Below are 24337 nucleotides of genomic sequence, written 5' to 3'. Positions count from 1 at the left end.
GCGATGTCCTCGATGGGCCTGTCGCGCAGGTCACAGGGACGCCGCCTCGTGACCGTCCCGTGATCCGACACGACGCCATCGCCGCTCATGCATACCAACCGGAACTTCGCCACCACGAGAGCAGGCGGCGGGGCTGTTCAGAGACCTAACGCGTGGATCGAAAGTCGTCGCGATCATGCCGACCAGGCGAGGGGCCTCGGATGTCGCGACCTCGTCGGCCTCCTAAGCCGTCACACTCGTCGTCCGCGACGGGGTCAGCAGCGAGACCAGAACCAGGGCGAGCACCGAAGCCGGCAGGGCGATGACCACCGAGTTGAGCGCCTCTGCGCGTCCCGTGACCTCCCAGAAGAGGGTGAGGACGGCGCCGACGACCATAGCCGCAAGTGCCCCGGCCCCGTTCGCGCGCTTCCAGAAGATCCCCGCGATGAGCACGGGGGTAATCGTCACGCCGTACATCGTGTACGCGTACATCTGCAGCGCGAGGACACTGGGGAAGAAGCTGACCATCACGAAGCCCAGGATCGCGACGCCGAGCACGGCGACACGGCCGATCCAGAGGTTCTGCCGGTCCGAGGGCTTCTCCCGACGCAGCTGCCCCACCAGGTCGTGAACCACGTTCGAGGAGGAGGTGAGGAGGTAGGAGGACCCGGTGGTGATGATGAGGGCGAAGGCGCCCGCGAGCAGAGCGCCACCGATCACGGCCGGGGTGAAGGAGGAGCCCGCCAGCGAGAGGATCGCCATGTCGGCCTCGATCCCGGGCTGCAGCACGGCGCTCGCGACAGCGAGCAGGACGATCGGGATGATCATGATGATGGAACCGAGGCAGAAGATCATCGCTCCGCCGAGTGCGGCGCGATCGCTGCGGGCCGCGGCCAGTCGCTGGTACATGTTCTGGTCTCCCAGCAGCAGCACCAGCACCGGCAGGATGAAGCCGATCATCTGGAGGGCCGTGAGGCCGCCCAGGGTCCCGGCCTCCGCGTTGACGCCGGTCAACGGGGCCAGGCCGCCCACGTCGGTGCCGACCACGATGAACAGGCTGACCCACAGCGCGAGGACGATGCCGAGCGCCGAGATGAAGTCGGTCCAGGCCACCGACTTCAGCCCGCCCGACAGCGCGAGGAAGGTGATCAGCACGGCGGCGATGATCGACCCCGTCCGCTCCTCGAGCGGGGTGATCAGGCTGAGGATGTAGCCCGCGCCGGTGAACTGATAGGCCGCGATGCCGATGAAGGCGAAGAGGATCATCACCGTCGCCACCACGCGCACCGCCTTGCCGTAGCGGGCGTCGAAGATCTCCGGCACGGTATGACCGGCCAGCCCGCGCACCCGACGGGCGAAGACCACCAGCAGGATCGTGCCGGTGATCGTCCCGGAGAAGAACAGGAATCCGGGCAGGAGGCCGTAGGTGTAGGCGAAGTTCGCGGCGCCGATGATGGAGCCGGAGCCCACGAAGGTCGCGAGCATGGTGCCGCCCAGCACTGGTGCCGGCAGCGAGCGTCCGGCCAGCACGAAATCCTCACCGGAGGACGTCGCCTTTGCGCGGCCGAACCAGGCGCCGACGGCCAGCATCAGCACGATGTAGCCGACGAGGACGGCGATATGGGTGACGTTCACGAGGAACCTCTCGGGTCGCTCAGGAGGGGCAGGGGGTCGCGTGGCGTGGACGGTTCATGACTGACGCCCGTCGGTCGACGGTCGCTCAGCGGGGCGCTCTCTCGTAGACGACTGCGCCGCCCTGGAGCACGAGCACGGGATCGGGCTCGGAGAGCACGGTGAGATCCTCGAGCGGGTCACGATCCAGGACGATCAGGTCCGCGTGGGCGCCCTCCCGGATCACGCCGAGCTCGCCCTCGCGCTCGAGGAGCCGGGCGGCGGTGGTGGTGGCGGAGCGGATCACGGACAGTGGGTCCTGATGCCGGGCGCGGATCGCGAACTCCTCGGACTGGTGCACCTGCATGCCGCCGAGCAGGTCGGTGCCGAAGCAGAGGTCCAGACCCATCTCGTCAGCGATGCGCAAAGCGTTCTCGCCAGCGCTGAGCACGTCGTCCACTTTGGCCCGGCTCGCTGCGGGCAGGCCCATCTCGACGCCGAACTCCTTGAGCGCCCAGTAGGTCACCAGGTTCATGGTCACGAAGGCCCCGGCCTCGCCGATGGCCTCGGCAGCGGCGTGATCGAGCAGGTTCGCGTGCTCGATCGAACGAACCCCCGCGTCGAGGGCACGGCGGATGGCAGCGGGGGTATAGGCATGAGCGGCGACGTAGCGGTTCGCGTCCTGCGCCTCCTCGACCGCGGCGCGCATCTCGGCGAGCGAGTACTGGATCGAGTCGACGCGATCGGTCGGGGAGGCGACGCCGCCGCCGGCCATGATCTTCAGGTGGTGCGCCCCGGTGCGGAGCTGGTCGCGGGCGGCGCGGCGCACGGCGTCCGGCCCGTCGGCGATGACTCCGAGGCCCGCGCAGCAGTTCGAGGCATGGGAGCGCTGCTGACCGGGGACCCGGGTGTCGCCGTGGCCGCCGGTCTGTGAGAGCGACTTGCCACCGAAGAAGAGTCGGGGGCCGCGCAGCAGGCCTTCGGCCTGAGCCATGGCCAGGCCGTGGTCGCCACCGCCGGTGTCGCGCACGGTGGTGAAGCCGCGATCGAGCATGTCGCCCATCAGCCGCGCGGCGTGCATCGTGGCGTAGGACGGCGCCGTGGTCTCGAGCTCGCCGAGGTTCGCTGTCATCGCATAGACGTGCACGTGGCAGTCGATCAGGCCGGGGAGCACATACCGCCCCTCGAGGTCGAAGGTCGGGGTCGCGGGAGCTGCGGCATCGCCGTCGGACCCAGCCCGTGAGGAATCGGCGAGGCCACGGCGTCGCGTGAATCGGCCGTCGCGAACCTCGAGGTCGACTGTGTGCCAGGCACCGATGTCGACGTCCAGATAGCGGGCGTTGGTGAGGACGATGTCGGCGGTCAGGGGATCACTCCTGGGAGAGGGGATCAGAGCATCCTAGAGGCCCGCCCGCCTCTGATCGCTCGATTCCACGGGCTGAGACTCTCTGGGACGCGATGGCGGAAGGGTGCGGGCACGCCCAGAGGACGGTCCTCGCCCCTCACCCCCGACGCACGTCCAGCTCGCGCTGCAGCCAGGCCGGGTCGTCGGTGGTGAGCGTGTCCACGCCGCAGGCGAGGGCCACCTCGAGCTGTGCGGCGGTGTTGACCGTCCAGGGATTCACCGTCATCCCGGCCTCGTGCACGGCTGCGGCGGCACGCAGGCTGAGCCCGTTGATCGAGGGACCCATCCCCGCCGCCCCGAGCTCGCCGGCGGTGGCGATCGCCTGCTCGTCGACCTGCTCGACCAGGTAGGAGACCGGGGTGTCGGTGGCACGGCGGATCTCGGCGAGCGCATCGGCGTGGAAGGAGATGACCGTGGAGTCGGCGGCCGGGGTGCCGGCAGGCAGTCCCCGCAGCAGCTCGGCGACGGCCCTCGCGGCGGCGGCGACCTTGACCTCGATGAACACCGGGGCCGTGGTCATCTCGAACAGCTCGGCGAGGGAGGGGACACGCTCGCCGTCCGCCAGCAGCACGGTGTCGAGCTCGGCCCGGGTGAGGTCGCCGATCGCCCCGGTGCGCAGCGGGGAGTCCTCCGCGGCGGTGCGATCGATGGTCTCGTCATGCATCACCACCACCTCGCCGTCGGCGCTCAGGTGCACATCGCACTCCAGCAGCTGCGCCCCGTCCTCGAGGGCCCGGCGGAAGGCGCCGAGCGTGTTCTCCGGTGCATGGGCGGAGGCGCCGCGGTGGCCGACGATGGCGGGGCGCTGCGGAGCGGACGGGCAGTGCTGCTGGGTCATGGCTCTCCTCGGGGCTGGGGTGGATGACGCCGACGGGACCCAGTCAACCGGACCGGGGATCGGAGCGGCGGGCGTCGGGGGCCCCCTGGACCGCAGAGGTGATCCACACCACACTGGGCGTCTGGCCTCCTCCATCGGAGGCGGCGTCGCCCCCAGGGGCGGCGGGGGCCGGGCCCAGCGTCCGGGAAGGGGATCTCGATGACCTCGAACCGCAGGGACAGCAGCTCGCTCACGCCGAGCAGCGGGCCAGGAGCCGGGCCGCGAGCACCGGGGGACGGTGACCTCGCACCCCATCACCACGGGGCGCGCGCCCGCAAGGGCCGACGGCTGCTCCCCGCCCTGGCGGTCGCCGCCCTCGCCACGACGCTCCTCGCCGGGTGCGGTGCCGCCGACACCGAGGAGCCCGACCAGGAACCCGGCACCGGCACGGAACAGGCCGAGCAGAGCGCCGTGACCGACGACGGCGCGGAGACGTCCGCGCCGGAGGAGCCCGCCGAGAGCAGCGCCCCCGCCGACGCCGGCGACGACACCGCCGAGGGCAGGGCAGGGGACGAGAACCTCTTCGAGGGCACCTGGGGACTCGGCCACGACACGAAGGTGCTCAGCGCCGAGGAGCTCGCCGACCTGCTCGAGGCGGAGGCCGAGTCCCGCGGGCCCGAGGAGATGAGCCTGGACGTCGAATGCGCCGACGGCGTCGACACCGGCGCCGAAGACTATGCAGCCGAGTGCACCGCCTACGCCGATGAAGGGGTCGAGCACCCCTGGGCCGTCACCGTCGGCCCGGCGGATGCCGGGCTCGAGATCGAGGTCGAGAACGCCGGGTGAGGACGCCGCCCTTCGATGAGCCCCTGCCACAGCCGCTCCCCGCACCGGTCAGGTAAGCCTGCCCGAACCCCATCATCGCTGGTCAGGCGAGCCTTTCCATACGTGACAAGGGCGCTCGAGAGGACTACCGTCAAGACCATGAAGATGAGCAATGACCTAGAGAAGAAGTTCCAGGAGCAGATCACGCTCGAGTTCGCCGCGTCGATCACCTACCGCCAGCTGGCCATCGAGGCCGACGAGAAGGATCTCCCCGGGATCGCCGAGTGGCTCCGGCACCAGGCGGACGAGGAGATCGTCCACGCCAACAAGTTCATCCAGCACGTCTCGGACCGCGGCAACCATGCCGCGATCGGCGCCATCGAGGCTCCCGGCGTGAAGCCCGGCCTCTCGGTGCTGGAGATCTTCGAGGCGGCGCTCGCGCATGAGGAGAAGGTCTCCGAGTCGATCCGCGAGCTGTACCGTAGCGCCGACAAGGAGGGCGACTACGACTCCCGCCCGCTGCTGAACTGGTTCGTGGACGAGCAGCTCGAGGAGGAGGCCACCGTCTCCGAGATCATCGGTCGCGTGAAGCTGGTGGGCGAGGACGGCTCGGGTCTGCTGCGTCTGGATGCCCAGCTGGGCACCCGCCCGGCCGGCACCACCGAGGCCGACGGCGAGTGATCCCCTCCGGGGTCGGCCGACCCCGGAGAGCGACGACGACAGCGCCCTGAGCATGACCGCTCAGGGCGCTGTCCTCATGAGCGGGGGCGTCGGCGCAGCAGCGCATCGCGGCGCAGCAGCATCACCAGCGAGACGGCCAGCGCGAGGATGACCAGGATGAACGGGGCGGCGGTGAGCATCACGGCGGCCTGCAGCGCCTCGAGGCCGCCGGCGTAGAGCAGCACGGCGGCCGTGGCCCCGGTGAGCAGACCCCACATGCACATCACCGAACGGGCGGGGTCCATGCGGCCGTCCGAGGAGATGACCGAGAGCACGTAGGTGTTCGAGTCCGCGCCGGTGATGAAGTAGAGCACCACCAGGGCGATCGCGACCACGGAGGTGACGCCGGTCAGCGGCAGCTGGTCGAGCAGGCCGAAGAAGGCGGTGTTGACGTTCTCCGCGGCGGCCGCGCCGATCCCGGCGTCCCGCTCGAGGTCCATCCACATCGCCGCGCCGCCGAACACGGTGAACCAGGCGGAGAAGATGAGGCTCGGCACGCCCAGGACGACCAGGACGAACTGCCGAACCGTGCGACCTCTGGAGATGCGGGCGAGGAAGATCCCGACGAAGGCGCCCCAGGAGATCCACCAGGCCATCATGAAGTAGGTCCATCCCTGCATCCAGGCCAGCTCCTCGCCGCCGGCGGGCAGCAGGAGACTGATCTCGACGAAATCGCCGACATACCCGCCCAGCGAGCGCAGGAAGAGGCTGATCAACCAGCTGGTGGGGCCGGTGACCAGCACGAAGAGCAGCAGGGCCGCGGCGATCACCATCGTGGTCTGGCTCAGGGTGCGGATGCCCCGGCCGATCCCGCTCATCGCCGATGCGGTGAACAGAACGGTGACCAGTGCGATGACCAGTATCTGCACCCCGGTGGTCGACAGCTCCCTCCCGGTGAGCAGGCTCAGGCCCTGGCTGATCTGCGCGGCCCCCAGCCCGAGGGAGGTGGTGGTGCCGAAGAGCGTGGAGAGGATCACCAGGACATCGATCGCCTTGCCGAGCGCGCCGTCGGCGTGACGGCCGATCAGCGGGCGCAGGATCGGCGAGACCAGGCCCTTGTTGCCCAGGCGGTGGGTGGAGTACCCGATGGCGAGGCCGAAGGTCGCGAACACGGCCCAGGCGTGCAGGCCCCAGTCCAGGAAGGTGAAGCGCAGCGCGTCGACGACCGCCTCCTGGCTGCCGGGCGCGGCGAGGCCGTGCGGCGGATCGACCAGGTGGGAGACCGGTTCGGCGACTCCGTAGGTGATCATCCCGATGCCCATCACCGCTCCCAGCAGCATCGCGATCCAGGCGAGGGTGGAGTACTCCGGCCGCGAACCGTCGGGCCCCAGGCGGATCTCCCCGACCCGGGTGAGGGCCAGCACGAGCAGCAGTCCGAGGAGACCCAGCGGGATCACCAGCAGGGACCAGCCGCTGGTGGCGGTGATCCAGCGCATCGCCGCGCCGGCGGCGGAGCTCAGCGGGGCGGGGAAGAGCCCGGCGACGGCGAGGAGGGCGAGGATCGCCGCCACGGAGGTCAGGAAGACGCTGTTCAGGGAACGGCCCGGCAGGTGAGGGTCCTCGGGGAAGCGGTCGGCCTCCCGGCGAGCGCGGCGCGACCCGGGAGGGTCGGTGGTGCCCTGGGGGCGCGGCGGGGCGGCGGAGTCCTGCGTCATGGCGCGGTCCGTTCATCGGGGGCGGAGGGGGCGGCGTCACCCTCGGGGGACGGCGCAGGGGCGGCGTCACGACAGGGGAGGCACGAGGCGGCGGGGACAGGGCCCGCTCGCGGAGCGCTCCACAGTACGCGGCCGACGGGCCCGACTCCTGCCTCCGGAGGGAGAGTGGGGCGCAGGTCTCCTCCGGGCGCACCCCCACTCTGGTTCAATTCTCAACCACCAAGTACGGTGTGGCCATGCGTGCCTTCGGATTCCTCAGCTTCGGCCACTACGGCGGCAGCCCCGCCCAGGGCGGGCTCAGTGCCCGGCAGATGCTTCACGACGCGATCGACATCTCCGTCGGCGCCGACGAGCTGGGCGTGAACGGCGCCTGCTTCCGGGTCCACCACTTCGCCCAGCAGTCCGCCTCCCCGATGCCGCTGCTCTCGGCGGTCGCCGCGCGCACGCAGCGGATCGAGGTGGGCACCGGCGTGATCGACATGCGCTACGAGAACCCGCTGTACTTCGCCGAGGAGGCCGCAGCGCTGGACCTCATCGCCGACGGTCGGGTGGCGCTCGGCGTCTCCCGCGGCAGCCCCGAACCCGCGGACCGCGGCTGGGAGGCCTTCGGCTATACCGGCTCGACCGACCCCCGCGGTGCGGACATCGCCCGAGAGAAGTTCGAGGTCTTCCTGCGAGCCATCCAGGGAGAGGGCATGGCCCGCGCGGCAAAGCAGCCCGACATGTCCCACGCCGCGCCGGGCTCCGATCTGCGCATCGAGCCCCACTCCCCCGAGCTGATCCGCCGGATCTGGTGGGGCGCGGGCTCTCGAGAGACGGCCGAGCAGACCGGTCGTCAGGGCCTGAACCTCATGAGCTCGACCCTGCTCACCGAGGCGACCGGTGCCTCCTTCGGCGACCTCCAGGCCGAGCAGATCGAGCGCTATCGCAGCGCCTGGCGCGAGGCCGGGCACACCCACGCCCCGCGGGTGTCGGTCTCCCGCAGCGTGTTCCCGATCGTCACCGAGCAGGACCGGATGCTGTTCGGCCTGCGCCCCGGTGACGGCGCGGACCAGATCGGCATCATCGATGGGCACCGCTCCACCTTCGGTCGCACCTACACCGGCGAGCCCGACCAGCTCATCGAGCAGCTGCAGGCCGACGCCGCGGTCCAGGCCGCCGACACCCTCATGCTCACCATCCCCTCGCAGGCCGGGGTCGAGCTGAACCTGCACATCCTGGAGACCTTCGCGGAGCACGTCGCCCCGGCACTGGGCTGGAAGCCCAACACCGAAGGCCCCGTACAGGGCGACCCGGTGGCCTGAGCGCACCGCAGGCCACGCCACGGGCCACCCCGACCCTCCTTCCTGCCGACCCAGAACACCCCCGAGAACCCCCTTGACTGAACACTCAGTCAGCCCTACGCTGACTGAGTATTCAGTCAGCGACGATAGGGTGTGCCGTGGGACGTGACGAGGACCAGGAGCACAGCAGCATCGAGCGGATCCGGGACGCGGCGATCGGGCTGTTCGGCGAGCACGGGTTCCGTGCGACGTCGCTGAAGTCCATCGCGGCCGAGGCCGGGGTGTCCCAGGCGCTGATCATCCATCACTACGGGAGCAAGCAGGTCCTCCGCACCGCCTGCGATCAGCACGTCACGGACCAGGTCCGCTCACGCAAGAGCGAGACGATCGGCGGCACACCGGGCGGCGGCCCCTTGGCCATCATGCACCAGTTGCAGGACGCGCCGCGGCTGCTGCGCTATCTCACCCGTGCCCTGACCGAGGGCGGCGAGCACACCGCGGAGCTGATCGACGACATGCTCGAGGACGCCCTCGAGTACATGGACAGCGGCGAGCGCGCCGGAATGATCCTGCCCAGCCAGTACCGCCGTGATCGCGCCGCGGTGCTGCTGCTGTGGTCCCTCGGCGCCCTGACCCTGCACGAGCACGTCTCGCGACTGCTCGGCGTCGACTTCCTCTCCGGCGGCGGCTCCCCGGAGTCGCTCAGCCGCTACTTCCGGCCGGTCCTCGAGCTCTACTCGCAGGGCCTGCTCACCACGCAGAGCGCCGACGAGCTGCTCGCCGCTCTGCCGGACGATCCCCCCGCAGCCCGTCCCACCTCTGACGAGGAGCACTGACCGCCATGAGCACGAGTTCCGTGATCTCCGCACACGGGTTGATCAAGACCTTCGGCCGCACCCGCGCCCTGGACGGCCTCGACCTCGAGGTCGCCCCCGGCGAGGTGCACGGCTTCCTGGGCCCGAACGGGTCCGGCAAGTCCACCACCATGCGCGTGCTGCTGGGCCTGCTGCACGCCGACGGCGGCACGGTCCGCCTGCTGGGCGGTGACCCGTGGCGCGACGCGGTCACCCTGCACCGCCGGCTGGCCTACGTCCCCGGCGATGTGGAGCTGTGGCCCAACCTCACCGGAGGTGAGGCGATCGACCTGCTGGCGCGCCTGCGCGGCCGCGTGGACCGGCGCAGGCGCGACGAGCTGTGCGAGCGCTTCGACCTGGATCCTTCCAAGAAGGCTCGCACCTACTCCAAGGGCAACCGGCAGAAGGTGGCGCTGATCTCGGCACTCACCTCCGAGGTGGAGCTGCTCCTGCTGGACGAGCCGACGGCCGGACTGGATCCGCTGATGGAGGTGGTCTTCCAGCAGGCGATCCGCGAGGTGAAGGACGCCGGGCGGACGGTGCTGCTCTCCAGCCACATCCTCGCGCAGGTGGAGGCGCTGGCCGACCGGCTCTCCATCGTCCGCCAGGGACAGATCGTCGAGACGGGCTCCCTCTCGCAGCTGCGCCACATGACCCGCACCACCTTCGTCGCCGAGCTGGAGCAGTCGGCGGCCGCACTGGAGCGGCTCGAGGGGATCCATGACCTCACCACGAAGGACGGCAGCGTCTCCTTCCAGGTCGACGGCGACCGGGTCGACGGCGTGGTCCGGGCACTGGCCCCGCTCGGGGTGCGGTCACTGGTGGCGCACCCGCCGACGCTCGAGCAGCTGCTGATGCGGCACTACGGGGACGGCAGGGACGGCGGGGACGCGCACGGCAGAGCGACCGACGGCCAGCCGGTGGAGGACTCCGCGGGGCACGGCGACCAGAGGGCTCCCCACCAGGAGGCGACCCGATGACCACCCACACGCACCTCGCCACCTCGAGCACCGGCGACGGCACCGCCTCCTCGCTCTCCGGCCTGCGCACCCTGATCCGGCTGGTGCTGCGCCGGGACCGGATCCGCCTGCCCGCCTGGATCGCGGGCCACGGCCTGCTGGTGGTCTACATCGGTGCCGCCCTGCCGCAGCTCGCGCCGCAGCAGGCGGACCTGGGGAATCTCACCGTGATGCTCGCGCAGCCGGTGGGTCGGATGTTCACCGGCCCGGCCTTCGGGCTGGACGCCCCCACCTATGCGCGGTTCTTCGCCGCCGGCTACATGCCGTACCTGTTCCTCCTGTCCGCCCTGATGAACATCTTCCTGATCACTCGGCACACCCGCGGTGAGGAGCAGTCCGGGCGCGCCGAGCTGATCCGCGCGAACGTCACCGGTCGGCACACCGCCCTCACCGCGGCGCTCGTCGTCGCCCTGCTCGCGAACGCCGTGGTGGCCGCCGTGGTGGCGGTCCTCGCCGTCGGCGTCGGATATGCGGTGACGGGTTCGCTCCTGGCCGGTCTCGCCACCGGCCTGACCGGGATGGTCTTCGCCGGCGTGGCTGCGGTGACCTCGCAGCTCAGCGAGTTCTCCCGCGCCGCGTCCGGGATGGCCGGGGCGGTGCTCGGAGCCGCCTTCCTGCTGCGCGCCCTGGGCGACATGGTCGCGGTGGGCGGGAGCGCGCTGTCGTGGGTCTCACCGCTGGGCTGGGCGGCGCAGACCGCTCCGTACGTCCACGACCGGTGGGCCCCGCTGCTGCTGTCCGCAGCCCTGGCCCTGGCCGCCGTGGCCCTCGCGTTCGGGCTGCAGCGACGCCGCGACTTCAGCGCCAGCTTCGTCGCCACCCGTCCCGGGAGGGCCCACGCACACCCCTGGCTGGGCAGTGCGACGGGCCTCGCCGCCCGCTTGCAGCGCGGAGGGCTCCTGGGCTGGGGGACCGCGATCCTCCTGCTCGGCATCATCGACGGCGCCTTCACCCAGGCGATGATCGATGCCGGCGACGGGATGCCCGACGAGCTCAGCGCCATCTTCGGCACCGAGGCGCTGGTGCAGGGCTACACGGCCTTCCTCGGCTCGTTCGTGGTCATCTTCGCCGCCGCCTACGCCGTGTACGCGATGCAGACCCTCCGCGCCGAGGAGGGCTCCGGTCGCGCTGACGCCGTGCTGGCCACCCCGGTGAGCCGCGTCGTCTGGAGCGCCTCGCACGTGCTGGTCATCGCGGCGAGGATCCTGCTGCTCGCGACGGTCACCGGGCTGGGGACCGGACTCGCCGCGGCGCTGGTGACCGGCGACGGGGACCTGGTGGGCGAGGTCCTGCTCGCCCACCTGGCCGTGGTGCCGGCCGCGCTGTGCGTGCTCGGACTGTGCACGGCCCTGTTCGGCTGGCTGCCGCGCCTGATGGCGGCGCTGGGCTGGGTCGCCGTGGCGGTGCTGGGCGTCGTGGAGCTGTTCGCCGCGCTGCTGGACCTGCCGGACGGGCTCCGGAGCCTCTCGCCGCTCCACCACCTCGCCGCAGTGCCGGTCGAGGAGTTCGCCCTGACCCCGTTCCTCGTGGTCACCGCGGTCGCCGTGGCCGCGGCGGCGATCGGGCTGCTCGGACTGCGCCGCCGCCAGCTGAACGTGACCTGAGCCGCCACCCCCGCAGCGTCAGCGGGAGGACGAAGAGGTCGGGACACGTAACCTCAGGCCATGCTCCGCATCGCCACCGCCAACATCAACGGGATCCGTGCTGCGCACCGGCGGGGGTTCGGCGGCTGGCTCGCCGAGCGGGACGCCGACGTGATCGCCCTCCAGGAGATCCGGGCCCAGCAGGACAAGCTCCCCGACGGTGCCTTCGGCGACCATCATGTCGCGCTCGACCTCGGCACCCTGCCCGGTCGCAACGGCGTCGCGGTGCTCACCCGGCACCCGCCGGCGGCGGTCCGCACCTGGAGCGGAACCGCTCTCGTGGGCGGGCCCGCTCTCGCCCCGGGGCCGACGACGAGGGGCGCTGTCGCCCCCGATCAGGTCCCGCTCTCCCGCGGTCTGGGCCGCTTCGCCGCCGAGGGCCGCTATCTCGAGGTCGACCTCGTCGACGTACCGCTCACGATCGCGTGCCTCTACCTGCCCAAGGGCGGTCTGCCCGCACACCTGCAGCGGGCGGAGCGGATGCGGGAGGCCCCCGACGGCGGTGCCAGGTACGCGCGGAAGATGGGGTTCATGGCGGCGTTCTCCCGCTATCTCACCCGCACCCGTCGCGCCGCCGCGGCAGCGGGCCGGGAGTTCCTGCTGATGGGCGACCTGAACATCGCCCACACTCGGCAGGACGTCGCCGCCTGGCGTCGGAACCAGAACAACGACGGGTTCCTCCCCGAGGAGCGCGAGTGGCTGGGACAGCAGCTGTCGCCGCGCACGCTCGTCGACGTGGTGCGGCACCTGCACCCCGACCGCGACGGCCCGTACTCCTGGTGGTCCTGGCTGGGGCAGTCGTTCGCCAACGATGCCGGCTGGCGCCTCGACTACCACCTGGCCACGCCCCGTCTGGCGCGCACCGCGCTCCGGGTCGCCGTGGATCGGGAGCATCACGGCACCCGGCTCTCGGACCACTCCCCGGTGGTGGTCGACTACGACTGGCGCTGAGGGTGCAGTGCGGCGCTGGGCTTCTGGGGGTCGGGGCCGGGTCGGCTACTCGGTCATCTGCGCGGCCCGGTACGCCCGCGGCGTCGTGCCCGTCTCCTCCCGGAAGCGACGGTTGAAGTTCGACAGGTTGGTGAACCCCGCGCGGAAGCAGACGTCTGCCACCGGCAGGTCGGTGCGCAGCAGGAGGCGGCAGGCCTCGGAGACCCGCAGCCGGATCACGGTGCGGGCGAACCCCACCCCCGTCGCTCGCGAGAAGAGGCGCGAGACGTGGGTCTCGCTCATCCGGATCTCGTGGGCGATGTCGGCCAGCTGGACGCGCTCGGCCAGATGCTCGTGGAGGTAGGTCACCGCGCGGTGGAAGATCTCGGAGTCGTCGGTGCCCAGCGGTGCGTCGATGATCTGTTCCGAGAGCACCTCGCGCTCGTGGGTCGCGGCTCCGGCCAGCAGGTCCAACAGCTCGAGCAGGCCCGCGAACCGCATCGCCCCGCGCCGGTCGCGGATGTCCTCGAGGACCTGCACCGCGCGTTCTCGGGTGGCCCCCGTGTACTGGATCCCGTACCGCGCCGTGGCGAGCAGGGGCGGGATCCGGTTCAGGTCCGGCACCAGGTCCGCGAGCCGGATGAGCAGCTCGGGATCGGCCTGGATCAGCAGGTCACGTCCGCGGACCATCTCGCCCTCCTCGACCGAGGAGACCCAGTTGTGCGGCAGCTCGGAGCCGATCAGGTACAGGGCGCCGGGACCGAAGGCCCGGGCCGCGCTGCCGATCTGCGCCGTTCCGGACGAGCCGGTGATGAGGTGGATCTCGATCTCGGGATGGTGGTGCCAGCGCGCGAGCGGATGAGGGTAGTCGTGCTGGAACCAGCGCAGGGCGCTCGCCGAGTCCATCACGACGAGCTCTCGGACGGACTCCACGAGATCTGCCGAGGCGGCCATCTGCCCTCCTCCGGGAGGTGTCACGCGGACAGGACCACTGTAGTCCGCTCCCGGGACGCCGCCGGTGGGGCGCGACCTCAGCCGGCGGCGACGTCCGCGAAGGTGAGCTGGAGCTTGATGTCCGTCGGCCGCCCCTGCGCACCTCGCTCGAACACCGCGACCGCATCCGAGACCGGGAATGTCTGCGTGACGAAGCGTCCCAGGTCCACACCCTCTCCGGCGGCGAGGTCGACGGCCTTCTGGTAGACGTTCGCGTAGCGGAACACCGTCTCGATGCGCAGCTCGCGCACCTGCGCCTTGGTGGTGTCGAAGCTGACCGGACGCGCGGGCATGCCGACCACGACGAGCACGCCGCCCGGAGCGGGCACGTCCCAGATCGACTCGTAGGAGCCGGCCGCTCCCGAGGCCTCGAAGACGGCCTGCGGGCCCCAGCCCCCGGTGTCCTGCCGGACGCGCTCGCCCAGATCCTCCCGAGAGGCGTTGACCGGGATCAGCCCGGAGATGCCGTCGATCAGTGCAAGCTTCTCGGGGGCGAGATCGGAGACGTAGACCCGGGACGCGCCGCCGTTCAGCGCGGCGATCGCGGTCATGATGCCGATCGTTCCGCAGCCCACCACGGCGGCGATGTCGCCGGGTCGCAGACGGGCTTTGGTCGCCGCCTGCATGCCGACCGCGAACGGTTCGATGAGCGCGCCCTCCGCGAAGGAGAGGGAGTCGGGCAGGGCGTAGGTGTACTCGGCCGGGTGGACGACCTCCTCGGCGAGGCAGCCGTCGTACGGCGGGGTGGCCCAGAACCGGACCGCGGGATCGACGTTGTACATGCCCTCGCGGGCGGCGCGGGAGCGGGCGTCCGGGATGCCCGGCTCCATGCACACGCGGTCCCCGGGGGCGAGGTGCTCGACCCCCTCGCCGACGGAGATGACGGTGCCGGAGCCTTCGTGGCCGAGGACCATCGGCGCCTCGAGGACGAAGTCACCGATCGCCCCGTGGGTGAAGTAATGCACGTCGGAGCCGCAGATGCCGACGGTGTGCATGGCGATGCGCACCTCACCGGACCCTGGCTTCCCCGGTCGCGGGACGTCCTCGATCGTTATACGGCCCGGCTCCTGCAGGACAACGGCCCGCATGGTGCCATTCGTACTCGCCGGGTCCGCTCCGGAGCGCTCCGCGGCGGGGCTCGGGGCGGTGGTCTGGGTCGCGTCGGTCATGGGATGCACCTTTCGTCGGGGCGGGGCAGGGAGGTACTGGCTGGGCGTGGAGAAGGTCAGAGCACGGGGGTCAGGACGCGGGAACGAGCCGGGGCTCCTCGTCCGCACCGGTACCGGACCCGGCGCAGGCAGCGGCCTCGGCGCGAGCACGTGCCTTCTCCGCGCGACTCAGCGGGCGGCCGGCGGCATCGGTGATGCCGGGCTGCGGGGGCCGGATGACAACGGTGGTCACCGTGCCCAGGAGCATGAGCACCGCGTACACCCAGATCACGCCGAGCGACCCGATCAGCGGCTGGAAGACGGTGACGATCGCCGGGCCGAGGAAGGTGGTCAGCCCCGACGCCAAATTGTGCGCGGAGATCGCTGCCCCGCGGTGCTCGGGAGCCAGGGCCGGGAAGATTGCGCCCATCGGCACGAAGGCCGTCACGGAGATCGAGAAGAGCACTCCGGCGACGTACATCATCACCAGGTTGCTGCCGAAGAGGTGGGGGAAGTAGCCGAAGCCGAGGGTCGCTGCCGCCATCCCCACGAAGCCGAACCAGCGCATCTGGCGCATCCAGCCGTAGCGATCGCCGAGCCGGCCCCAGAGGATGTTCGTGAGGATCTGGATCGCGGAGATGACCGCCCACAGACGGATCCACTCGGCCTGGGTGAACCACTCCTGGGAGTCGGGGTACACGCCGGTCAGGTAGAGCGGCATCATCAGCGGGAACCCGTACAGGGTGAGGTTGCACAACACCCGGATCACGACGGCGAGCGAGATCTGCGGCTTCTCCGCGAGGATCGTCACGCCGCGCAGCAGCTCGCGCGTCTTCTCCTGCCGGGTGAGCACCTGCTCGGACAGGGCGCCCTTCGGGGCGCCGGGCACGAGGAACAGGCAGATGAGGGTTCCGGTGCCGACGAATGCGGGCGCCATCCACAACGTCGCGAGCTCGCCGATCGCGGGGATCGTCACCGACGGGATGAAGGCCCCGAGCGTGCCCAGCCCCACGGAGAAGGCGGCCCAGAACCATCCCATCGCACTCGCCAGCCGAGCGGGCTCGGTCGATTCGGCGATGAGCACCACGAACGAGTACATGAACAGCGGATAGGCAATGCCCCGGAGGCCGTAGGTGGCGACGGCGAGAACGGGGTCGGCGATCCCGACGGAGAGGAACAGGGTGTGTAGGGCGATCCAGAGGACGCCGCCCAGCAGCATCAGCCGCTTGGGGCCGAAGGTCTCGGCCAGCACCCCGGTGGTCCAGGCGGAGATCGCGACCACGAGACCGTAGACCGTGAAGCACAGCCCGGCCTGCTGCGGGGTGAACCCGTGCTCGGTCACGAGATACCGAGAGAGGAAGGTGAGCTCGAAGCCGTCGCCGGCCATGAAGATGGCGAGCGCGATGTAGCCGAAGACCAGCTTTCGCGGCATTCCCAGAACCATTGCACTCCTTCGTGCTCGCCGTGATCTCGCCCGGCGGATCGAGTGGACGGCAGCTCAGCGCCGCCGACGAGACCGAACGGGATGTCCGGCCCGAGCCAGAATCCCAGCGGTGCTCGTCGCAGATCCAGCCTGAATACGCCCAGGAACCGATACTTTCCTGCAGTGCGTATTGCGAGGGTCACCAAAATCGTGCAGGAAGGCACCGGTGCGAGGTGAGCGGACGGGAGTCGCGCTGCCCCTCCGATCTCTCCGGGCAGCACCATGGGCCGGTGCCCCCGCGATGCGAGCTCCCCCGCAGATCACGCCGTGACCCCTGGTCCGCACCCCCAGGTTCCCGTAGAGTAGCCAGTCGTGGGCGCCGGACGATGCGCTCGTTCAGCACCACCGTGAAGGACCACGATGCCCGCGCCGCAGCCCGCCGCCGCCCCGGCCGCGCCTGCCGTACCCCTTCCTGCGGGAGGGACCCCCTCCGCCCCCGGCACCGAGGCCTCCCGCCGCCTGCTCGCCCCCCGGCGCGACGCCCGCCCGCTGACCCTGTGGGGCTCCTCCTCGATGAGTTCCGAGGGCGGCGCCGCTGCGACCCCGGTGGCGGTGCGGATCCACGAGCACCTCGCCCTGGCGGCCGCCCCCGCCGTGGTGCACGGCTACGGCGTCGGCGCCACCCGTTCCCGGCACACCCTGCTGATGCGCGGCCTGGACACCCCCGAGCTGCGGGTGCTCGGCGATCCCGCCCCCGGGTCCGGGGCGGTGCCGGTCGCTCTCGACTCCGGGCTCTCCCCCGCCGGGCCCCTCCGGATCCCCGGCGACCTGGCGGGAGTGCTCGGCGTGCTCGACGGCAGCGGCGAGAGCTGGATGTTCGTCCCCGACGACGCCGCGCGCCCGCTCGCGGCCGGTCGTTTCCGGTCCGCGCTCGCCCGGGTCGCGGAGGGGTCTCGTCAGGTGCTGTGGATGGGCAAGAACAACATCCTGGACGTGTCCGGGGTGCTCGAGGACACGCAGCGGATGTGGGACGCCACCGCGGATCCCGCGCGGGACACACTGGTGCTCGGGCAGTGGCCCACCCCGTACGACCCCGTCGGCTCTGCCACCGCGGACGCGGTCCGCGCCGTCAACGAGGAGCAGCAGCGCCGTTACGGGGACCATTTCCTGGACCTGGGCGGTCTGCTCACCTCCGAGGACGGGCTCCGCTGCCCACCGCTGGCGCCGCTGCGCCTGCTCGAGCAGGCCACCACCTACGAGGCGCTCGCCCAGCAGATCGTGCCGGACGGCCTGCGGGCGCCGGACGAGATCCACCTCAACGGCTGGGGGAACCTGGCCGTGAGCTGGGCGATCGTGAATCGGATGCGGGAGCTGAGGTGGCTGTGAGACGACCTGCCGCCCCGCATCTGCGCTCCGGCCGTCCCGGCGCCCCGGCCCCGGCGCCCGGGACCGCCGTCGCCCCCTCGTCGCAGGACGCGACCGGCTCGACGACCCCGCGGCAGTCGTCCCCGCAGCGCACCGGCCGTCGAGCGGTGCTGCTGGTCGGCGCCGCGGCGGCCGTCGGCGGTGCCGTCGGCGCCGGAGCCCTGCTGCGCGCCGGTGGTCCCGCCGCCCCGTCGGCCGCCTCCTCCCGGGATGCGGCGCCCGGCGGCGGGGGCGTGACCGCCCCCTTCGCGGACGTCGCCGCGGACGACCCCGGTGCCGAGGCGATGCGCTGGGCGGACGAGACCGGCGTGCAGCCGACCCTCTCCCCCGCCGGCTACTGCCCGCAGGAGGAAGTGACCCGCGGTGACGCGGCCGTCGCGCTGCACCGCCTGGCGGGCGCCCCGGCCGTGGACCTCCGGAGCGTCCCCGTCCTGTTCACGGATCTCGGTGCGGATCCTGCCCGGATCACCGCCGTGCTGTGGCTGCACGGTCGCGGTGCGCTGTGGGGGGACGCCGAGCTGCGGGTGCGTCCGGACGAGCCCGCCACCCAGGACTGCACGGCGATGATGCTCACGGCGCTGCTGCGTCCTGCCCTGGCCGGGGTCGGCGCCACCTGGGACGCCTCGACCGAGGTCGCGCCGCTCCGGTCCGAGGGCCCGGGCTCCGCCGTCACCCGCGCGGACCTGGCCGTCTCCCTGCACCGGGCGAACTCGATCATCACCGACGCGCTCGGCTGACCTGCCGCAGGCCCGAGAAATCGGTGTGAGCCGTCCCTCGCCGCGCGTAGGGTGGAACGCATGCCGATGACGCCTGCACATGCCGCATATCTCCGCCATCCCGATGTCCGCGGAGACCTCCTGACCTTCACCGCCGCGAACGATGTCTGGCTGGCCCCGCTGGCCGGCGGGCGCGCCTGGCGGCTGACCGATGAGGGCGCCCCCGTCGCCTACCCGCGCTTCTCCCCCGACGGCACCCACGTCGCGTACACCTCCCGCACCTCCGGCGGTCCCGAGGTGTGGGTGATCCCCACCGAGGGCGATACCGCCCCGCGCCGGCTCACCTTCTGGGGCCGCCCCTCCACGAAGGTCGCCGGCTGGCTGCCGGACGGCCGGATCCTCGCCACCAGCAGCTTCGGCGCACCGATCGCGCGGGACGCACAGCTGTGGGCGATCGACCTCGAGGGCACCGCCGAGCTGCTGCCGCTGGGGCGCAGCGGCGAGGTGGCGATCCACCCCTCGGGCACCACCGTGGTCTCCACCCCGTGGCGCCGGGACCAGGCCGGGTGGAAGCATTACCAGGGCGGCACCGCGGTGAAGCTCTGGATCTCCCGCCAGGACGTACCGCTGGATTCCCCTGCCGAGGCTCATGCCGAGCGCTCCTGGGAGCCGCTGCTGGACGAGATCCTCGCCTCGAAGCTGCGGATCGCCTGGTACGGGGACCGGCTGCTGTTCGCCTCGGACACCCCCGGCCCCGACGCGGCCCGGAACGATCGCGCCTCCGCGAACCTCTGGTCGGTGGCGCGGGACGGCTCGGACCTGCGCGCGCACACCTCGCTGACCTCCGCGCAGGGCTACCTGCGCGAGCCGGCGACCGACGGCTCCACCGTCGTCTTCAGCTCCCGCGGCCGCCTGTTCGCGATGGACTCCCTGGAGGCGAGCCCGCGCGAGGTCGAGATCCTGGTCTCCGGCGTCGGCGCCTCCCGGCTGCCGCGCCCCGCACCGGCGACCAAGAACGTGCTGGCCATGCGCCCGCTCCATGACGCCCGGGCGAGCGTCGTCGAATGGCGGGGCAGCGTCCATGCCCTCACCCATCGCGGCGGGCCCTCCCGTCTGCTCGCCGGGGCCTGCGGGCTGCGGCTGCGGGAGGCGCATCCGCTGGGCCGCTCCGACTTCGCCCTGTTCGTCACCGATGCGGAGGCGCTCGGCGACCGCGAGTCCGGCGGCGTCGGCTCCGACGTGCTGGCGCTGGCGCGGCTGGACGGCGGCGGCGAGGAGATCCGGCTCGACCTCGGTGAGGTGGGACGGATCCTGCATGCGATCCCCTCCCCCGACGGCTCCAGGGTCGCGATCTCCACCCACGACAACGTGGTGCGCCTGGTGACCCTGCGCGGCCTCGAGGATCCTGCGAGGTCCTCCCACCACCGGTCGGCGAAGGAGACCGCCGCCTCCGCCTGGGAGCAGGACGCCGAGCACGCGGTCCCCGCGCCGCGCCTCGACCACGTGCGCGAGGTGGGCCGCTCCACCGGCGGCGAGGTGCGGGACCTCGCCTGGTCGCCGGACGGTCGCTGGCTGGTCTGGGCCGAGCCCAACTCCTGGCAGCTCAGCCGCCTGATGATCTCGGACACCGAGGACCCCGAGCCCACCGGCCGCGCGCTGACCACCGGGAAGTATCAGGACTCCGCCCCGGCCTTCAGCGCCGACGGCAAGCATCTGGCCCTGCTGAGCCTGCGCACCTTCGAGACGGTGTACGACGACATGGTCTTCGACCTCGGCTTCGTCAACGCCGAGCGCCCGTTCCTGCTGCCGCTGGAGCGCACCACCCCCGACCCCTTCGGCCCGCACCCCGACGGCTGGGGTGCCGACGCGACGAGCAAGGATGCCGAGGGCGCCGGCGGTCCGGGCGGGAAGGACGCCGCAGCCACCGGCGGAGCCGGCGCGACCGACACCGCCACCGGCACCGCGGAGGCGGCGACCGCGGCCTCGACGCAGCCGGCCTCCTCGCACAGCGTCGCCGGCGCCGACGAGGCGGACCGCCCGCCCCTCACCCGCATCGATCTCGAGACGGTGGAGTCGCGCCTGGTGCCCTTCCCGGTGGTCTCGGGCTACTACTCGCACCTCACCGCAGTCAGCGACGGCTTCGTCTGGCTGCGTCACCCGCAGCAGGGCGTGCTGGGCAGCGCCCGCGCCGGGGTGGAGGGTGAGGCCCCGACGCCGACCCTCGAGCACTGGAAGCTCGCGGACCGCACGCTCACCGTGCTCGCCGAGGGCGTCAGCGACCTCTCCGCCTCCGGTGACGGGCAGTCGCTGGTGATCCGGCAGGGTGAGAAGTGGGTGCAGGTGCCGGCGACCCGCAAGGTCGAGGACGAGGATCCGGCGCGGATCGTCATCGACACCTCCCGGATGCGGCTGAGCGTCGACCCGGTCCAGGAGCGTCGCGGCATGCTCTGGGACAACTACCGGATCATGGCCCAGCAGTACTGGCGCGCGGACATGGACGGCATGGACTGGCACGCGATGACCTCCTGGTACGACCCGGTCGTCGAGCGCCTGGTCACCGAGGACGACTTCCAGGACATGATGTGGGAGGTCCAGGGCGAGCTGGGCACCTCGCACGCCTACGTGCAGGGCCCGGTCTACCACGCCGATCCGCCGATGCTCCCCGCCCATCTGGGGGCCGACCTCGAGCTCCGCGACGGGCGCTGGGTGATCACCCGGATCCTGCCCGGCGACTCCTCCGATCCCGATGCCCGCTCGCCGCTGCTCGCCCCCGGGGTGGGGGCGCAGGTGGGCGATGCGGTGCTCCGCGTCGACGGGCGGCCGGTGCCCCGCGAGGGCATCGAGGCCGCGCTGGTCGGCGCCGCGGACAAGGCCACCGAGCTGGTGCTGCTGCGCGACGGGGCCGAGCACCGGGTGGCGGTCACCCCGCTCGCCGACGACTCCGCTCTGCGCTACCAGGCCTGGGTCGCCGCCCGACGCGCGCTGGTGGAGGATCTCTCGGGCGGTCGCCTCGGCTACCTGCACATCCCCGACATGGTCTCCTCCGGCTGGGCGCAGATGCACCGTGACCTGCGCGAGGCCTCCACGAAGGAAGGACTGGTGGTGGACGTGCGCTACAACAGCGGCGGCCACACCTCGCAGCTGGTCACCGACCGGATCGCCCGCCGGGTGCTCTCCTGGGGCTACCCGCGCCATGAGCGCCCCGGCACCTACCCGTCCTTCGCCCCTCGCGGTGCGGTGGTGCTGGTGACCAACCAGGAGGCGGGCTCCGACGGCGACATCGTCAACGCCGTCTCCCGCGCCCTGGAGATCGGGCCGATCATCGGCACCCGCACCTGGGGCGGCGTGATCGGCATCGACGGTCGCTACGACCTGGTCGACGGCACCGGCGTCACCCAGCCGAAGTACGCCAGCTGGTTCGAGGGCGAGGACTGGGCGATCGAGAACTACGGCGTGGAGCCGGACATCGAGGTGCCGCTGCCGCCGAACGCCTGGGTCGCGGGCGAGGACCCGCAGCTGACGCGCGGGGTCACCGAGGCGCTCGCGCTGCTGGAGCAGCAGCCCGCCGCGGTGGCGCCCCCGCTGCCGGCGCCGCGCTTCGGTCCCGCGACGCGCTGAGCCACCGCCCAGCGGCCAACGGCCAACGGCCAACGGCCAACGGCCAACGGCCAACGGCCAGGATTGTCAGGATCCGAACCATTTTCGAGCAGATTCTGGTGCGGATCCTGACATTCGGCCACGACCGTCCGCGCCGCGACGGTCGGGCCGACGGTCCCGGCCCTGGCGCAGGGCCCGGGTGGACAATGGCAGGAGATGTCAGTGCCGCACAGGGCGGCGCAGGGGAGGAGCCACGTGAACACGTCCGGGAACGACTCAGCCAGGAACCGCTCAGCGATCGATCAGCGCATCGCCGACCTCCCCGTCGCCGTCGATATCACCGAGGACGCCGTGATCCTCGAGGTGGACCTCTCCGGCACCGGCGCGCAGATCTGGGAGCACCTCACCTCTCCGGAGCTGCTGGCGACCTGGTCGCCGATCGTCCCTGAGCGGCCGCTGACCGAGCCCGGTCCCGTCCTGTCCCGGGAGACCCCGGAGGCGGACCCGGTGGCCGTCGACGTGCTGGCCACCGCGGGGGATCATGCCCTGTCGCACCGCTTCGGCGACGACATCCTGGAATGGCTGATCGACGAGGCGCGGCTGACCCTGCTGATGAGGCTGTCGGATCCGCAGCAGGCACCCACCACGCTGGCCGGCTGGCAGGTGTGCCTCGGTGTGCTCGACGCCCGCCTCGAGGGCCTGGACCAGGAACGGATCGTGGGGCGCGACGCCCTGGAGCACGGCTGGCGCGAGCTGCGCGACCGGTATGCGCACGAGCTCGACCTGCCGGATCAGCCCGAGGTGTGAGAGCAGGGCGGGCGCGGCTCCCTCAGCGCGCCTCGATGTGCAGCGACACCGCCACCCGGTCCCCCACCCCGATCTGCTCGGCACGCTGGACCGCGACCTTCACCGGCACCAGGTACCCGCCGTCACGGGGGAAGAGAGAGGTGGTGAAATCCGTGTCCCCGATGCGGACGGCTGCCGGGATGCAGCCCCAGCCGTAGGTGGCCGCGGGAGCGATCGCCGCGATCGCGTCGGCCTCCTCCTCGGGCACGGGGGCGAAGACGAAGGGCGCCGGCCCGCGCCACTCCACGGTGGTCGCGCTGAAGGACAGGTCCATGCTCCGAGCGTAGACCCGCGCGGGACGGTCCATCCGTGATGTCCCGAGTCCGGGGCCGGACGAGGAGGACGAACGGTCCCTGCACCGGGACGGGTCCGGCCTACGATGGGTGCACCGACGACAGGATCGACCGGGGCGGCGTCGTCGGCCCCGCAGCGCCCCCGATGCAGGAGGTCGAGATGCACGACGACGGCTCCACCCCTCAGTCCCCGGTCCCCGCGGACCCGGGCGCCCGACCGCTCGGCGTGCTGGTCGGCTTCGACGGCTCGGACCAGTCCGTCCGGGCGCTGTTCTACGCGGCGCGCGCCGCACGTCGGCTCGGCAGCCCGCTCACCGTCGTCACCGCCTTCACGGTGCCGAGCCTCGCCTACGCCGATGCCTCGCTGACCCCCGCCGTCCCCGTGGAGGTCGCCCGCCTGGCCGCCGCCCAGGAGCAGCTCGAGGAAGCTCGCGAGCACCTGCGCGGATTCCCCGGCGAGGTCGACCTGCGCACCGCACAGGGCGACGCCGCCGGCGTGCTGGTGGAGATGTCCGCACGGGCCCGGCTCGCAGTGGTCGGAGCGCGCGGCCGCGGAGGCTTCTTCGGCCGTCTGCTCGGCTCCGTCTCCTCGGCGCTGCCGGCGCACGCGCACTGCCCCACCATCGTCGTCCCGCGCCAGTACGAGGTGGGCACGGAGTCAGGAGTCGCACGCTTCACCCCGCGGGACGAGCGCACCCCGGTGGTGGTCGGCGTGGACGGCTCGGCCACCAGCCGCCTCACCGTGCGCCACGCCGTCGTCGCCGCCCGCACCCGGAACGCGCCGCTGCACCTGCTGATGGTGATGTCCTCGCTCGAGGACTGGGGCGGTGCCTCCATGGCCTGGCTGCCCGACCCGGAGCTGCTGGAGCGTCACCGGAGCGAGCTCGGCGAACAGCTCGAGGCTGATGCGGCGGCGCTGCGGACCGAGCACCCGGACCTCGCGATCACCAGCCAGGCGGTGCTGGCCGAGCCGGTCGCCGCCCTGCTCGAGCAGACCGCGGGCGCCCAGCTCACGGTGCTCGGGACGCGGGGACACGGCCGGTTGGCCAGCACCCTGCTGGGCTCGGTCTCCCAGGCCGTGCTCCAGCGCGCCGAGGGCCCGGTGATGGTGGTCCCGCCGCGGGGCGCGGAGACCGGGGTCTGATCCCCGCCCGG

20 protein-coding genes are annotated in these 24337 nt (G+C 72.0%); 12 read left to right on the top strand and 8 right to left on the bottom strand.

The annotated features are described in order from the left end of the window. Window positions 1-222: 222 nt before the first annotated feature. From CFK38_RS03270 to CFK38_RS03260, 3 genes are all read right to left on the bottom strand, one after another. The gene (locus CFK38_RS03270; protein ID WP_096801786.1) at window positions 223-1614 is read right to left on the bottom strand and encodes a sodium:solute symporter family protein; all 1392 of its coding nucleotides are present in this window, start codon (window positions 1612-1614) and stop codon (window positions 223-225) included. Window positions 1615-1699: 85 nt separating this feature from the next. Then, window positions 1700-2764: a metal-dependent hydrolase family protein gene (locus CFK38_RS03265; protein ID WP_245851206.1), complete on the bottom strand. Its 1065-nt coding sequence runs from the start codon at window positions 2762-2764 to the stop codon at window positions 1700-1702. 328 nt (window positions 2765-3092) lie between these two features. Beyond that, window positions 3093-3833, bottom strand: a complete 741-nt coding sequence (locus CFK38_RS03260; protein WP_096801784.1) for a glycerophosphodiester phosphodiesterase — start codon at window positions 3831-3833, stop codon at window positions 3093-3095. A gap of 198 nt (window positions 3834-4031) precedes the next feature. Here CFK38_RS03260 and CFK38_RS03255 point away from each other — a divergent pair, with 198 nt between their 5' ends. Further along, entirely contained in the window at window positions 4032-4658 is a 627-nt protein-coding gene (locus CFK38_RS03255; RefSeq protein ID WP_096801783.1) for a hypothetical protein, read from the top strand. 138 nt (window positions 4659-4796) lie between these two features. Then, window positions 4797-5318, top strand: coding sequence for a ferritin (locus tag CFK38_RS03250; protein ID WP_096801782.1), 522 nt, complete (start codon window positions 4797-4799; stop codon window positions 5316-5318). 74 nt (window positions 5319-5392) lie between these two features. Here the strand turns inward: CFK38_RS03250 and CFK38_RS03245 are convergent, their stop codons facing one another. Then, the gene (locus tag CFK38_RS03245) at window positions 5393-7012 is read right to left on the bottom strand and encodes a BCCT family transporter (RefSeq protein ID WP_096801781.1); all 1620 of its coding nucleotides are present in this window, start codon (window positions 7010-7012) and stop codon (window positions 5393-5395) included. 236 nt (window positions 7013-7248) lie between these two features. On the opposite strand from CFK38_RS03245, the gene CFK38_RS03240 reads away from it, so the two are divergent. The 5 genes from CFK38_RS03240 (at window position 7249) to CFK38_RS03220 (ending at window position 12762) form a co-directional block, all read left to right on the top strand. After that, window positions 7249-8316 (top strand): LLM class flavin-dependent oxidoreductase, encoded by a 1068-nt coding sequence (locus tag CFK38_RS03240; RefSeq protein ID WP_096801780.1) that lies wholly within the window; start codon window positions 7249-7251, stop codon window positions 8314-8316. Between the two features lie 137 nt (window positions 8317-8453). Next, window positions 8454-9131, top strand: a complete 678-nt coding sequence (locus tag CFK38_RS03235) for a TetR/AcrR family transcriptional regulator (RefSeq protein ID WP_157773332.1) — start codon at window positions 8454-8456, stop codon at window positions 9129-9131. Window positions 9132-9136: 5 nt separating this feature from the next. After that, complete coding sequence (locus CFK38_RS03230; RefSeq protein ID WP_096801778.1) at window positions 9137-10129, top strand: ABC transporter ATP-binding protein; 993 nt, start codon at window positions 9137-9139, stop codon at window positions 10127-10129. Then, window positions 10126-11772, top strand: coding sequence for an ABC transporter permease (locus CFK38_RS03225; protein ID WP_096801777.1), 1647 nt, complete (start codon window positions 10126-10128; stop codon window positions 11770-11772). The genes CFK38_RS03230 and CFK38_RS03225 overlap by 4 nt, the downstream gene beginning before the upstream one ends. Before the next feature lie 60 nt (window positions 11773-11832). Beyond that, window positions 11833-12762, top strand: a complete 930-nt coding sequence (locus CFK38_RS03220) for an exodeoxyribonuclease III (protein ID WP_096801776.1) — start codon at window positions 11833-11835, stop codon at window positions 12760-12762. Window positions 12763-12807: 45 nt separating this feature from the next. On the opposite strand, the gene CFK38_RS03215 is transcribed toward CFK38_RS03220, so the two are convergent. From CFK38_RS03215 to CFK38_RS03205, 3 genes are all read right to left on the bottom strand, one after another. Further along, a complete protein-coding gene (locus CFK38_RS03215) occupies window positions 12808-13695 on the bottom strand; it encodes a helix-turn-helix domain-containing protein (RefSeq protein ID WP_096801775.1) in 888 nt (295 codons plus the stop codon). 77 nt (window positions 13696-13772) lie between these two features. Continuing rightward, the gene (locus CFK38_RS03210) at window positions 13773-14903 is read right to left on the bottom strand and encodes an NAD(P)-dependent alcohol dehydrogenase (protein ID WP_245851205.1); all 1131 of its coding nucleotides are present in this window, start codon (window positions 14901-14903) and stop codon (window positions 13773-13775) included. Window positions 14904-14973: 70 nt separating this feature from the next. Then, complete coding sequence (locus CFK38_RS03205; protein WP_096801774.1) at window positions 14974-16326, bottom strand: MFS transporter; 1353 nt, start codon at window positions 16324-16326, stop codon at window positions 14974-14976. A 399-nt stretch (window positions 16327-16725) separates the two neighbouring features. Here CFK38_RS03205 and CFK38_RS03200 point away from each other — a divergent pair, with 399 nt between their 5' ends. The 4 genes from CFK38_RS03200 to CFK38_RS03185 all read left to right on the top strand — a co-directional run bounded on the left by CFK38_RS03200 (window position 16726) and on the right by CFK38_RS03185 (window position 22850). Continuing rightward, entirely contained in the window at window positions 16726-17691 is a 966-nt protein-coding gene (locus tag CFK38_RS03200; protein WP_096801773.1) for a hypothetical protein, read from the top strand. After that, window positions 17688-18467: a hypothetical protein gene (locus tag CFK38_RS03195; RefSeq protein ID WP_157773331.1), complete on the top strand. Its 780-nt coding sequence runs from the start codon at window positions 17688-17690 to the stop codon at window positions 18465-18467. Before CFK38_RS03200 ends, CFK38_RS03195 begins: the two co-directional genes overlap by 4 nt. A 60-nt stretch (window positions 18468-18527) precedes the next feature. Next, a complete protein-coding gene (locus CFK38_RS03190) occupies window positions 18528-22064 on the top strand; it encodes a S41 family peptidase (protein ID WP_096801772.1) in 3537 nt (1178 codons plus the stop codon). A 234-nt stretch (window positions 22065-22298) separates the two neighbouring features. Further along, window positions 22299-22850, top strand: coding sequence for an SRPBCC family protein (locus tag CFK38_RS03185; protein WP_096801771.1), 552 nt, complete (start codon window positions 22299-22301; stop codon window positions 22848-22850). 22 nt (window positions 22851-22872) lie between these two features. On the opposite strand, the gene CFK38_RS03180 is transcribed toward CFK38_RS03185, so the two are convergent. Then, window positions 22873-23163 (bottom strand): DUF1905 domain-containing protein, encoded by a 291-nt coding sequence (locus tag CFK38_RS03180; RefSeq protein ID WP_096804195.1) that lies wholly within the window; start codon window positions 23161-23163, stop codon window positions 22873-22875. A 179-nt stretch (window positions 23164-23342) separates the two neighbouring features. Between CFK38_RS03180 and CFK38_RS03175 the strand changes: the two genes are divergently transcribed. Further along, the gene (locus CFK38_RS03175) at window positions 23343-24326 is read left to right on the top strand and encodes a universal stress protein (protein ID WP_096804194.1); all 984 of its coding nucleotides are present in this window, start codon (window positions 23343-23345) and stop codon (window positions 24324-24326) included. The last annotated feature ends 11 nt before the right edge of the window (window positions 24327-24337 follow it).

It is taken from the genome of Brachybacterium vulturis, from assembly GCF_002407185.1.
Taxonomy (GTDB): Bacteria; Actinomycetota; Actinomycetes; order Actinomycetales; family Dermabacteraceae; genus Brachybacterium; species Brachybacterium vulturis.
Note: the sequence above shows the minus strand (reverse complement) of the source record. Positions and strands in the feature narration are given on the sequence as shown.